Source organism: Thomasclavelia ramosa DSM 1402, from assembly GCF_014131695.1.
In the GTDB taxonomy this organism is placed as follows: Bacteria; Bacillota_I; Bacilli_A; order Erysipelotrichales; family Coprobacillaceae; genus Thomasclavelia; species Thomasclavelia ramosa.
Genome location: NZ_CP036346.1, coordinates 1,145,728 through 1,159,154, shown reverse-complemented (window position 1 = coordinate 1,159,154; position 13,427 = coordinate 1,145,728). Strand labels below are relative to the sequence as shown.

Annotated in this window: 12 protein-coding genes; 3 read left to right on the top strand and 9 right to left on the bottom strand. The window is 30.9% G+C overall.

Translation table 11 applies throughout. The features are described 5' to 3' along the window. Positions 1-82: 82 nt before the first annotated feature. The 4 genes from EYR00_RS05510 to EYR00_RS05495 all read right to left on the bottom strand — a co-directional run bounded on the left by EYR00_RS05510 (position 83) and on the right by EYR00_RS05495 (position 3,735). Positions 83-1,363: an O-acetylhomoserine aminocarboxypropyltransferase/cysteine synthase family protein gene (locus EYR00_RS05510; RefSeq protein ID WP_003537790.1), complete on the bottom strand. Its 1,281-nt coding sequence runs from the start codon at positions 1,361-1,363 to the stop codon at positions 83-85. A gap of 88 nt (positions 1,364-1,451) precedes the next feature. After that, positions 1,452-2,693 (bottom strand): ammonium transporter, encoded by a 1,242-nt coding sequence (locus EYR00_RS05505; RefSeq protein ID WP_009300818.1) that lies wholly within the window; start codon positions 2,691-2,693, stop codon positions 1,452-1,454. A 32-nt stretch (positions 2,694-2,725) separates the two neighbouring features. Continuing rightward, complete coding sequence (locus tag EYR00_RS05500) at positions 2,726-3,064, bottom strand: P-II family nitrogen regulator (protein WP_003537788.1); 339 nt, start codon at positions 3,062-3,064, stop codon at positions 2,726-2,728. A 248-nt stretch (positions 3,065-3,312) separates the two neighbouring features. Then, a complete protein-coding gene (locus EYR00_RS05495; RefSeq protein WP_003537787.1) occupies positions 3,313-3,735 on the bottom strand; it encodes a hypothetical protein in 423 nt (140 codons plus the stop codon). A 140-nt stretch (positions 3,736-3,875) separates the two neighbouring features. On the opposite strand from EYR00_RS05495, the gene EYR00_RS05490 reads away from it, so the two are divergent. Continuing rightward, positions 3,876-4,535 (top strand): hypothetical protein, encoded by a 660-nt coding sequence (locus EYR00_RS05490; protein WP_008792941.1) that lies wholly within the window; start codon positions 3,876-3,878, stop codon positions 4,533-4,535. Between the two features lie 66 nt (positions 4,536-4,601). Further along, positions 4,602-5,840: a 6-phosphofructokinase gene (locus EYR00_RS05485; protein WP_008792940.1), complete on the top strand. Its 1,239-nt coding sequence runs from the start codon at positions 4,602-4,604 to the stop codon at positions 5,838-5,840. Positions 5,841-5,859: 19 nt separating this feature from the next. Here the strand turns inward: EYR00_RS05485 and pdxR are convergent, their stop codons facing one another. Next, the gene (pdxR, locus tag EYR00_RS05480) at positions 5,860-7,179 is read right to left on the bottom strand and encodes a MocR-like pyridoxine biosynthesis transcription factor PdxR (protein ID WP_003537784.1); all 1,320 of its coding nucleotides are present in this window, start codon (positions 7,177-7,179) and stop codon (positions 5,860-5,862) included. A gap of 124 nt (positions 7,180-7,303) precedes the next feature. Between pdxR and cysK (EYR00_RS05475) the strand changes: the two genes are divergently transcribed. Continuing rightward, on the top strand, positions 7,304-8,218 hold the full coding sequence (gene cysK, locus EYR00_RS05475) for a cysteine synthase A (protein ID WP_003537783.1): 915 nt from the start codon (positions 7,304-7,306) through the stop codon (positions 8,216-8,218). Between the two features lie 613 nt (positions 8,219-8,831). On the opposite strand, the gene cysK (EYR00_RS05470) is transcribed toward cysK (EYR00_RS05475), so the two are convergent. From cysK (EYR00_RS05470) to EYR00_RS05455, 4 genes are all read right to left on the bottom strand, one after another. Further along, positions 8,832-9,764 carry a cysteine synthase A gene (gene cysK / locus EYR00_RS05470; RefSeq protein WP_008792938.1) on the bottom strand — a complete coding sequence of 311 codons (933 nt, stop codon included), beginning with the start codon at positions 9,762-9,764 and terminating at the stop codon, positions 8,832-8,834. Positions 9,765-9,939: 175 nt separating this feature from the next. Beyond that, a complete protein-coding gene (locus EYR00_RS05465) occupies positions 9,940-10,374 on the bottom strand; it encodes an RrF2 family transcriptional regulator (RefSeq protein WP_003537779.1) in 435 nt (144 codons plus the stop codon). A 64-nt stretch (positions 10,375-10,438) separates the two neighbouring features. Then, positions 10,439-11,182: a YiiX/YebB-like N1pC/P60 family cysteine hydrolase gene (locus EYR00_RS05460; protein WP_003537777.1), complete on the bottom strand. Its 744-nt coding sequence runs from the start codon at positions 11,180-11,182 to the stop codon at positions 10,439-10,441. A gap of 11 nt (positions 11,183-11,193) precedes the next feature. Then, positions 11,194-13,335 (bottom strand): Tex family protein, encoded by a 2,142-nt coding sequence (locus EYR00_RS05455; RefSeq protein ID WP_003537776.1) that lies wholly within the window; start codon positions 13,333-13,335, stop codon positions 11,194-11,196. Between the last annotated feature and the right edge of the window lie 92 nt (positions 13,336-13,427).

Genomic DNA, 13,427 nt, shown 5'->3' with positions numbered 1-13,427 from the left:
CATTAAAATTATACATGAGGACTAATAAAAAAACTAGAAAAAAGGCTATTGTTTTGAACAATAAACAATAGTCCTAATTATTTTATATTTTAGCAAATGCTTGTTTTAAATCCGCAATTAAATCTTCAACATCTTCAAGACCAACAGACATTCTAATTGTTTCTTGTTTTACCCCACCTGCTATTCTCTCTTCCTCTGACATTTGAGCATGTGTCGTACTTGCAGGATGAGTCAGCAATGAACGTGAATCAGCAAAATTAGTAACATGAATAAATAATTTAATATTATTAATTACTGTTTTACCACCAGCAACACCACCTTTGACTCCAAAAGTATATAATCCACCAAAACCATTGGGGAAATATTTTTTAGCTAGTTCATAGTTAGGACTATCTGGTAATTCCGCGTAACTAACCCATTCAACATCATCACACTCATTTAAAAATTTTGCTAATAATCGGGCATTTTCAACGTGTTTTTTCATTCTTAATGATAATGTTTCTAATCCTAATAAAGTCATATACGCATTAAACGGTGACATACACCCTCCTAAATCACGTAATGTCTTTGCTACTGCTTTAGTACAAAAAGCACCCGCTCCTAAATCAGCATAAACTATATCATGATAAGCTTTGTCAGGCATGTTAAATAATGGATAGCGAGGATTATCTTTCCATTTAAAGTTCCCACTATCAACGATCACACCACCCATAACATTACCATGACCAGCTAGATATTTAGTAGTTGAATAGACTACTAAGTCAGCTCCATATTCAATTGGTTTAAATAAATAAGGGGTTGGTGTTGTGTTATCAACAACAAATAAAATTTGATATTCTTTAGCAATAGCACTAATTGCTTCAAAGTCTAACATATCTCCATTAGGATTTCCTACCGATTCAACAAAAATAATTTTTGTTTTATCGTTGATTGCCGCTTTTAAAGCCTCTAAATCAGTTGGATTAATAAAGTGTGTCTTAAATCCCATTCCTGCCATCGTTCCTGATAAAGAACCAATCGTACCACCATACAAATTATTTGCAGCAACAATTTCATCTCCAGTTTCACACACAGTCATAATCAATCCCATAATTGCTGCAGTTCCAGAAGCAAATGCTACAGCCCCGAATCCGCCATCTAAAGCCGCCATTCTTTGTTGTAGAGCATCAACTGTTGGATTAGATAATCGAGAATAGAAGTATCCTCCTTCCTCTAACGCAAAAATTCGCGCCGCTTGATCAGCATCTTCAAATGTAAAAGCATTTGATAAATATAAAGGCATCCCCGTAGCCTTAGTTGTCACATCTGGCTTTTGACCAGCATGGATTTGTAATGTTTCAAAACCATAGTTTTTATTATCCATAGTATCTCCTCCTAAAATTGATAAAATTGTATCACACCTTGAGCTTTTTTTCCATATAAAAAGGTTGGTCTCCCAACCTTACGATAAATTATTTTTTAAGAAAATCAGGATATGCCTCAGAACCATGTTCTCCTAAATCAAGACCAGCAAGTTCTTCCTGAGGTGTTACTCGCAACCCAACCGTTTTCTTAATTAAAGTAAACATGATGAAGGACATTGAACATACCCAAACTGCTACAATAATTACACCAATCAATTGCGTAATCAGTAAAGCAGTTCCACCCCCAAAGAATAAGCCTAAAGTTCCTTCACTTGCTGGGGTATTGCATGCAAATAATCCAACTGCAAGTGTTCCCCAGACACCATTTAAACAATGTACCCCAACTGCCCCAACAGGATCATCAACATGTAATTTTTGATCTAAGATTTCACAGCCATAAACTACTAAAATCCCGCCAACAGCTCCAATTGCAATTGCACCATATAATGAAACAATATGACAACCAGCCGTAATCGCTACTAAACCAGCTAAAATACCATTTAAAGTCATTGAAACATCTGGTTTTCCATATTTTTTCCAAGTAAGAAACATTGCTACTAATGCACCAGCACATGCTGATAAGTTTGTTGTCATCGCAATATGACCTATATAACCTGCTGCTTCTAAAGAAGAACCTGGATTAAATCCAAACCAGCAAAACCATAAAATAAATACGCCTAAAGTGGCCATCATGATATTATGACCAGGAATTGCATTAGTACTGCCATCCCTATTATATTTTCCCATTCGTGGACCTAAAACAACTGCCCCCATTAATGCGGCCCAACCACCAACTGAGTGAACAGCAGTAGAACCAGCATAATCAATAAATCCTATTTTTGATAAAAAACCTCCACCCCAGATCCAATGACCAGAGATTGGGTAAATTACTAAACTAATTACTAACGTATAAATTAAATATGATGAAAATTTAGTTCTTTCTGCCATCGCACCAGAAACAATTGTTGCTGCCGTAGCACAAAAGACTGTTTGAAAAAAGATAAATACTGTTGGTGAAAGTGCCTCAAACTGTGATAAATTTAATGTCGTCGGATCAATGAATCCTGTTATACCTACAATTCCCCCTAATGATTCGCCGAACATCAAACCAAAACCTACTACTAAAAATATAATTGATCCAATTGCAAAATCCATAATATTTTTCATTAAAACATTGTTGCAGTTTTTTTGCCGAGTTAAGCCAGCTTCCAAAATAGCAAAACCAGCTTGCATCAGCATAACCATTACCGCACCAAGAAACACCCAAACAATATTAATTAATTGTTCCATATTTGATCCCCCTTTTAATTTTTATAAATCTGTTACAGAGCATTTTCTCCTGTTTCACCAGTTCGAATTCGTACTGCCTGTTCTACTGGATAAACAAATACTTTACCATCACCCACATTACCAGATGAAAGTTTGGTTGTAATTTCTTTAATCATTTGATCAACTACTTCATCTTTAACAACTGTTTCAATCCGTAACTTAGAAACTAAGTTTACCGAATATTTAGTTCCCCGATATTGTTGAGTATAGCCCATTTGATTACCAAAACCCATAATATTTGAAACCATCATTCCGGTAATCCCACAATCAGTTAGAATATCTTTTAAAATTTCTAGCTTCTCAGGTCTGATAATGATTTCTAGTTTTTTCATACTTAAAATTCCCCCTTTATTTTTTGATTTAAAGTTTATCGCCTTTAAATCTTAAAAAAATACTATCAGAATAATAAATTATTGTCAATTAATATTTTTATAAATATATATTTTTATTAAATTTAGGATTTTAACAAATTATAATTTAATTAAAATATTAATAAATTTCCTTAAATTCTTTATAATAAAAAGAAAAAGCTATCCTAAGATAGCTTTTAATAATTTGTTATTAGTATAAATTTACTAATTTAATAATAATCCCTTACCAAGTTCACCATATCTTCTACATATAAACGAGCAGCATCTATTACACATTGATCAATTTCCTTTAACTGCCTAAATGTAAGCTTAAATGAATATTGCTCACGCATAAGTGGTAAATCTGTTTCTTGACATAATTTAATCATATTTTTCATTTTATGATCATTAATGTAGAAAGCATTAAACAAAGCAATATTATGTACTTTTTGTCTATTTAAACTTTTAATAAATGTCTCTAACTGCGGATCTTTCCAAGCCGAATCATCAAAGCCAATAACTAATAAATCGACTGGAGCAAGAGCATCAAATTGATCAATCGTCTTTGCATATGTTTTAACCCATCTTGCCATAGCTTCAGCAACAGGCTTGATGTGTTTTGATTTACTTGTATATAGAATTTCTACTCTCATTTATATCACCTTCTATATTTTAAAGTGTTTTTGTGAACTATATGTTAACCATGATTAAATTATATCATTTAACAATTTTAAATCCACTTTTTAATTTTAGAAAATGAAGATTGTGGCACACTAACATTAGGAGGTAGATGATGGTAAAAAAATTATTTTTGGTAGGTATCATGTTGTTATCATTAACAGGCTGCGTAAAAGGAAATGTTGACATCGAATTTATTGATGAAAGTAATGCATCTTTAACAATTGAAGTACTCATTCAAGAAGATTTATTAGATTCTTATGGTACCTCACTTACTGATTTAAAACATAAATTAACTAATAGTGAGTTGAGTACGTGGGAAAATAAAGAACTAAAAAAAGATATTAATGGTACCCAATATATAGGATTTCAGCTTATTGCACCAAAAGATATTAATAAAAGCTTATTGAGTTTCTTCACTACAAATAAAAAAGAAGGAACTTATCAAGTTACGATTGATCACAGTACTATTAACAATATTTTTAATACAAGTGAAATTGAAGATATTAATAATTATTCTCTAACAAATTTGAAGACTATGGGACTCGAGCTAAATTTAAATATTAAAATGCCGGGAAATATTAGCGAAACTAGTTATGGAAAGATCCAGGATAATCAAGTCAAGATTAATCTATTAGATTTTTTAACTCAGGATGAAACGAAGTCAATTTCAATCATTTCTAGTAATCGGCATCAAACGACTCAGCCTGCAAATATTTTTATCTTTGTTGCACTAATTATAATTCTTTACATTATTTTAAGAAAAAGACGTTAATCACTTAATATGTCTTTTTTTTACTGTCTAAAAATGATAGAATTAGGCAGGAAAAAGGAGAATAAGATGAAAAAAAGAAATTGTATTATTGGACAATCTGGAGGACCCACAATCGCAATTAATGCAAGTCTTGCTGGAATCATTCATAAAGCTAAACATAGCGAAGAATATGAAAATGTTTATGGAATGATCAACGGGATTAAAGGTTTATTAGAAGGTCGTTATATGGACCTGCTTGAGGAATTTGATACAGGTGAAAAAATTAATGCTTTAAAACAAACACCAGCTATGTATCTTGGTTCATGCCGTTTTAAATTACCAACACATATTGACAACCAAGAAACATATGTAAAATTATTTGAAATTTTAACTGAATTAGAAATTACTGATTTTTATTATATTGGTGGTAATGATTCAATGGATACTGTCATGAAACTAGATGATTACGCAAAATCAATCAATAGTGAAATTCAATTTATCGGTATTCCTAAAACAATTGACAATGATTTAATGGGTACTGATCATACCCCAGGCTTTGGTTCAGCTGCCAAATATGTAGCTTCTTCAATCTTAGAAGTAGTTCATGATAGTTTAATCTATCAGCTGCAATCAGTAACAATTATTGAAATTATGGGAAGAAATGCCGGATGGCTCACAGCAGCTGCTGCACTGGCTCGTAATGAATATAATGAAGCCCCTGATTTAATTTATCTACCTGAAGTAGTTTTTGATAAAGAAAAATTCTTAGAAGATATTCGAGAAGTATTTAAACGTAAACGCTGTGTTGTAATTGCTGTAAGCGAAGGTATCAAAGATAAAGATGGTCACTTCCTCGATGATGATTCTAAATATGCTAAAAAAGACGCTTTTGGTCATGTACTTCATTCAGGAACTGGAAAAATGCTAGAATCATTAGTTTTCAAAGAATTTCAATGTAAAGTTAGAAGTATTGAATTAAACGTCTTACAACGATGTGCTATGCATATTGGGAGTAAAACAGATTTAAATGAGTCATTTGTAGTTGGACAAAAAGCAATAGAAACTGCGTTAACTGGAAAATCCGGCCAAGTAATGGGATTTAAACGAATTTCAAATACCCCTTATGAAATTGATTATATTTCAACTGATGTAAGAAAAGTAGCTAACTTAGAACAAAAAATTCCAACTGCCTGGATTAATGAAGCTGGAAATGATATTACCCAAGAATTATATGATTACTTGTATCCGTTAATTCAAGGTGAAGTACATATTAATTATTTAAACGGTATTCCTGCTTATTACAGCTGTAAACATCTTAATAAATAAACAGTGCAATGCACTGTTTTTAATTTATCCAAATTTCTTTTAATCTATCAACTGCTTCATCAATATCTTGATCTAAGATTCCTGAAAAAGATAAAGTAATCTGATTATTACTATTTTTATTAACTAAAATATCATTTTGTTTTGCTAAAGCAATATATTGATCAACCAAATCAGCCTTAATTGCCATTGTGATTTTTAATGAGGTTTCATATAATTCGAATTTATGTTGAGGAAAAGTAGTTCGAAGCTTTTGTAACAAATGAGTACTTTTATTGCGGTAATGTTTTCTTAATCGCTTTAAATGTCGTGCTAACTGTCCATCTTCAACATACATAGCTAAAGCCAGCTGTTCTAATTTTGATGCAGTCTGATGATAATCTCGAGACTTTTCATAAAATAACTGAACTAATTGGTTTGGTAATGCCATATAACTAATTCTTATTGAAGGTAGTAATAATTTTGAAAATGAACCAATGTAAATAATGTGGTCATTGTCTAGTTTTGACATTGCATCGATTGGTTTAGTGTTAAATTTCAATTCTCCATTATGATCATCTTCAATAATATAGACTTGATTAGCTCTCGCATATTCAATGATTTCTAAACGACGCTGTTGTTTGATAGGATGACCATGATACCCTCCAGAAGAACTATTTAAATATAATAATTTTAAATTAGCTTGTCTTAATCCCTCTAAAGTAATGCCTTCTTCATCAACCGGTAACTTAACTACCTGCATATGACAATCATGAAAAACGGCCTCTGCCTGTTTGAATCCTCCTTCCTCAATTCCGACTATATTATCTTTACCAAAAAGACTACAAACATGATAAAGAAGAATTTGAAATCCCGCACCAATAATATAATTATTTACAGGATGCCGAACTCCACGGTATTCATGGCTATATTCCTGCAAAGCTACTCTTAAAGGCATTTCCCCTAATGGTTCTCCATAACTCATTAAATCTTCACTTTGATTTAATGCTTTTTTAATATACTTTTTCCAAGTATCTAAATTAAAGCTTTCCACATCAACAAGACGTCCACTAAAATCATATCGATAATGGTGACTATCAATTTTTGTAATTACTTTTGGATTCTTTTTATTTTTAATTTGATTACTAAATTGCACATCCACATAATATCCTACTTTTTCTTTTGCGTAAATATAACCCTCGACTAATAATTGTAAATATGCACTTTCAACCGTAGTTCTGCTTACATCTAATTGTTTTGCCATTTTACGAATTGATGGTATTTTATCATTATATTTTAAATAACCATTTTCAATATCATCAACAATAGTTTGATAAACTTCTAAATATTTATAATCCTTCATAAACAGTCCCCTTTAAAAGTATTATAAATTACTATTTTAATAAAGACAACTAAATAAAATTATAATTTTTATATCACTTACACTTCAATATGTGATATAAAAAGAAAAAGGATGTGAATTTAATATGACTATTAAAAAAAGTGTTTTGGATACAATTGGAAAAACTCCATTAATTCAAATTGACCGCTTTAAAAAAGCATGTGAAGTAAACAACAAAATATTTGCCAAAGTAGAATTCTTTAATCCTGGTGGCAGTGTTAAAGATCGTGTTGGTCTTAAATTAATTGAACAGGCTTATGAGGATCAACTAATCAATAAAAAAACTACGATTATTGAACCTACTAGTGGTAATACTGGCATTGGTCTAGCAATTGCGTGTGCTATCTATGGTAATGAATTAATTTTGACGATGCCTGAAACTATGTCATTAGAACGTCAAAAATTATTAAAAGCTTACGGAGCTAAAATCGTATTAACGGCTGGAGAAAAAGGAATGCAAGGATCAGTCGATAAAGCTAACGAACTTGCTAATAAGATTGAAAATAGCTATATTCCAGGTCAATTTGTTAATCCAAGTAATCCCTTAGCCCATGAAGAAACAACGGCATTAGAAATTATTGATGATTTTGATGATAATATTGACTATTTTGTTGCCGGAATTGGTACTGGAGGGACAATTACAGGAATTGCTCGGATATTAAAAAAGAAATATCCTGATATTAAAATTATTGGAATCGAACCAAAAGATTCTCCATTAATCACTAAAGGAAAAGCTGGAGCGCATGATTTGCAAGGAATTGGAGCAAATTTTATTCCTAAAATTCTCGATTTGGATCTAGTCGACGAAGTGATAACAGTTTCTACGGATGATGCTTATGAGGCTGCACGAATATTAGCAAAAAAAGAAGGCCTACTAGTTGGAATAACTGCTGGAGCTGCCCTGCATGGAGCAACTAAAATAACAGATAAAAATAAAAACATCGTTGTTCTACTGCCAGATACTGGAGAACGTTACTTATCAACAACATTATTTGAATAAAAGGCATAGCAATTGAGTAGCATTAAAAGTATTTTACACAATGCTCTTCAGACTATGTTTTTTATTTTCCTAAATGTCCAGTGAGAATGTAGAATGATATCTTATTATTATAATAACCAATACATTATCCTCTATAACTTTAATTTTGATTTATTCTTTTTAACTGTACTAATTACTTTTTCAAATCAACAGGATTTTAACTGAACTTTTTTGTTTAAGCTCGTCCATACAAGACAACTTATCATATCACCTCAATGATATAATTTCTGTTTATTAAGATATCAATTACAAATATTCCAAGTACTTTTTTGTATACTATAACAAAAAAAAGATTGTCCATAATTTAAAGATATTTTGGACAATCTTTTTGGCTAATATTGATATTGACTACAATCACCTCATTACAACTAATCATCTTTCTCTGCTCTTCTTCCCGTCTATTTATATTTTTAAATAGTGAATCTCATTATTAAACTTTAAATTATTAGTTGTTTATCCTAGTTGCATAACAAACACTCATATTTTTATGATAGACTTTTAAAATATAATTATAATTAAAAATTATTTTTGTAGTTAGAAAAAGATACTGTCCCTAAAGACAGTATCCATATTATTAATCTTGTTCAACTAATGCAGTTGATAAATAGCGTTCACCAGTATCTGGTAACAACACAACAATGTTTTTGCCAGCATTTTCAATTCTTTTCGCTAATACTGTTGCTCCATAAAGTGCTGCACCAGAAGAAATACCTACTAACACTCCTTCTTCTCTAGCAATTGCACGGCTAGTAGCAAAGGCTGCTTCATTTTCAATTGTAATAATTTCATCATAAATATCAGTATTTAAGGTATTAGGAACAAAACCTGCACCAATCCCTTGAATTGCATGTGGTCCTGGAGTTCCTTTAGATAAAACTGGTGAGGCAGCAGGTTCAATTGCTACAACCTTAATACTAGGATTTTTTTCTTTTAAATATTTTCCAATTCCACTAATTGTTCCTCCAGTTCCAACACCAGCGACAAAGATATCTATCTTACCTTCTAGCTGCTGGTAGATTTCAGGACCTGTTGTTAGATAATGTGCATTTGGATTTGCTTGATTTTCAAATTGACTAGGAATAAACGCATTTTTGTATTCTTTGGCCAATTCTTCTGCTTTGGCAATTGCTCCCTTCATGCCTAGTCCTCCTGGAGTTAAAACTACTTTAGCTCCATAGGCTTTTAATAAATTTCGCCGTTCAATCGACATTGTCTCTGGCATAGTTAAAATTACTTGGTGTCCTAAGGATGTTCCTAGAGAAGCTAATCCAATTCCAGTATTACCGCTCGTTGGTTCAATGATTACAGAATCCGGTTTTAAAATTCCATCTTCTTTAGCTTTAAATAACATGGCTTTAGCAATTCGATCCTTAACACTTCCTGCGGGATTAAAATATTCTAGTTTAGCAAAAATATTTGCTTTTAATTGATTTTTTGTAACATAATTGTTTAATTTTAAAATTGGGGTATTTCCTACTAATTCACTAATATGATTATTATAAGTCATTACTATTTCCTCCATTTTCTTTATCTAATCAAATCTATTATTAACAACAGCCTCTATTTTTATAAAAAATTAGCTCATTCATTATAGTTCCCTCTTTTCCTATCGGATTAATATGATTATACCTTGAGAGCAAATTTATGTCAATAGTTATATAATAAAAAAGCCTTACGGCTTTTTATATTGAATAATTATTCACTTGCATATTTGCATGATCGATTAAATCTTGAATAGTTACACTTTCAACATAGTCTTTAATCACTTTATCTAATCCTTGCCAAAACGGTAATGTAATACATTCATTGGCACGACTGCAATTATTAATTTCATCTTTCAAGCAGGGAATTGGAGCTAAATCACCTTCTGTAATTCTTAGAATATCACCAATTATACATTCTTCAGGTTTTTTTGATAAGCGATAACCTCCAGCATTACCACGAAGACTTTGTAAATAGCCCGCTTTATTTAGTAATGAAATTATTTGTTCTAAATACTTAACCGTCAGATCTTGTCTTTTAGCAATATCTTTCAGTGGAATATATTTACCATCATCGTGCATCGCAATATCAAGGATAACTCTAATTGCATAACGCCCTTTGGTTGAAATTTTCATGATGTTCACCTCGTTTATATAATACTAGTATTAAAGTAGGAATACAAGTAAAATAAAGCAAAAACTAGTCATTTATCGCATCATTTATCCAATTATCTTCTTTTTCAAGCAAATATACATGGTCAATATCTTCTAATGTTTCTAAAAAATCACTTAAATCTGTTGGGGTAATTACAACATGTTCGACAATACTGCTCGTTTTAGTCACTTCTATATTATTAGCTAGTAGTGCATAATAAACTAATTCACTACAATATAAAGCTTTATCATCATAAGTTGTCATGCTGTAATCATACGGTGTTCCCAAATAATCTAACGCCCGACTTAAATATGTCTTAATAAAATTATCATCCTCATTAAAACGATAGCCGGAAAGTGCTTTTAAATACGATTCTTCTTTAAGATTAGCCATTTGATCAAATGTCCGTATTTTAACACCCGTAGAATTACTGTCGAGTACTAAAACCTCATCTTGATTCTTATAATGTTTATTAATTTCCTCATAATATTTATCTTCAGGTGTAAAAACCTGACTAAACTGCTGATATGTTCCTAGATAGAAAATAGTATGTTTCCATCTTCCTGGAATAGCATATGAACTTAAATAATTAGTATTTTCAATATTAATAATATCTCCTGTTTTAAAAATATCAAGATATTCTAATAGTTCTTTATAAGTAATAACTTCTTCTTTTTTAACTACAGGCTCTTCTTGAACCACAACAGCTTGATCTCTTTTATCAGGTTTTAAATTAAAGCCAATACTGGCAATTATTATAATAACTATTCCAACTAGAAACTTTTTCATCAACTCATCCTTTATTTAATCATACTTAATCCAACACGATGTTTGTTGACATCTACATCAATGACATAGACTTCAACAATATCACCTATACTTAGTTTATCCAAAGGATGCTTAATTCTTTCATGAGAAATCTTCGAAATATGGACTAATCCATCATTTTTTAACCCAATATCGACAAAAGCTCCAAAATCAACAACATTCCTAACTGTTCCTTCTAGTTGCATACCGGGTTTTAAATCTTCAATTTTTAAAATATCTTTCTTTAATAATGGTGTTGCATATGCATCACGGGGTGAGCGATTTGGCTTTATAAAACTATCAATAATATCATCTAACGTATAATTGTCGATATTTAGTTCATTCATTACTTCCTCTTTGTTAATATTTGATAATTTATCAGCAATTTCATTTGTTCCTAATAAACTAGCATCAGCATCTATTAATTTAAGTAATTTTTTTGCTTGTTGATAGTTTTCCGGATGAATTGCTGTTGCATCAAATGGATCATTAGCTCCAGGAATTCGCAAAAATCCGATTGCCTGCTGATATGTTTTTGCACCTAATTTACTAACATTCATAATTTCTTTACGATTTGTAAATTTACCATTTTCATCACGATATTTAATAATATTTTTGGCCACTCCGCTATTTAACCCAGCAACATATTGTAATAATGATACTGAAGCAGTATTGATATCAACTCCAACATTATTTACCGCTTTTTCAACAACAAAATCTAATTGTTCTTCTAATTGTTTTTGAGCAATATCATGTTGATATTGTCCGACACTAATTGCTTTTGGCTCAATCTTTACTAATTCTGCTAATGGATCTTGAAGACGTCGTGCAATTGAAACCGCTGATCTTTCTTCTACCTGATAATCTGGAAACTCCTCTTTAGCTAATTTACTTGCTGAATATACTGATGCTCCAGCTTCAGAAATAATTGCATAATCAACATCTAAATTATTATCTTTGATTAATTGAGAAATAAAAGCTTCACTTTCACGACTTGCAGTACCATTACCAATCGCAATAATTTCAATTTTATATTTTTTAATCAAATTTAATAAAATTCTTTTTTCTTTATCATAATTATCTTTTGGAATAGTAATAAATACTTTATCAATCTTCAATACTTTTCCGGTCTGATCAACAACAGCTAATTTACATCCTGTCCGATAAGCAGGATCCAGACCCAAAACCATTTTATCTTTTAAAGGTGCCTGCATTAATAACTTTTCTAAATTGATTGAAAATACTTTTAAGGCCTGCTCGCTGGCTTTTTCAGTTAATTCATTGCGCACTTCGCGTTCAATCGATGGCAATAATAAACGATTTAAACTGTCTTCTACAGCTTTCAATAAATATTCATTAACACTGCTATTACGATTTCTAGTCACTCCACGATTAATATATTGAATTAAAAATTCTTTATCTAAAACAATATTAACAGTAATAACTTTTTCATTTTCGGCACGATTAATCGCTAAAATACGGTGTGATACAATTCGATTAACTCGTTCGTGATAATCATAGTACATTTCATATACTTTATTTTCATCAGGATTCTTCTTTTTTACTTTTGTTTCAATCGTACCAGATTTATATATTATATCTTTAACAAATTTACGATATTTAATATCATCACTAATTACTTCTGCAATAATATCTAAAGCTCCCTGAATTGCTTCTTCTACAGTCTCAACTTTATCATTTAAATATTTTTTTGCTTCTTCTTTAAGTTCTCCCCTTGGCAGTGATAAAATCCACTTACTTAATGGTTCTAAACCTTTAGCTTTAGCCTCAGTAGCCTTTGTTTTTCTTTTTTCTTTATAAGGACGATAAAGGTCTTCTACTTCATTTAACTTTGTTGCTTTTAAAATATCAGCCCTTAGTTGATCTGTTAACATCCCTTTTTCTTCAATTAAACGAATTACATCTTCTTTTCGTTTTAATAAACTAACTTGATATTGATAATATTTATCAATATTTCTGATTTGATCTTCATCTAACCCTCCTGTTGCTTCTTTACGATAACGAGCAATAAAAGGCACAGTATTTCCCTGTTCTAATAATGATAAAACAGCATTGATTTGTTTTTTAGTTATTTCTAATTCTTTTGATGCTATTGCAATAATTTCTTCGTTCATAATAACTCCTTAATTCTATTTGTTTTCAACTACCTTATTTTACTTCAAATAAATAAAATATCAACTGATAAAAGAAAAAGTCTTGAATTTCA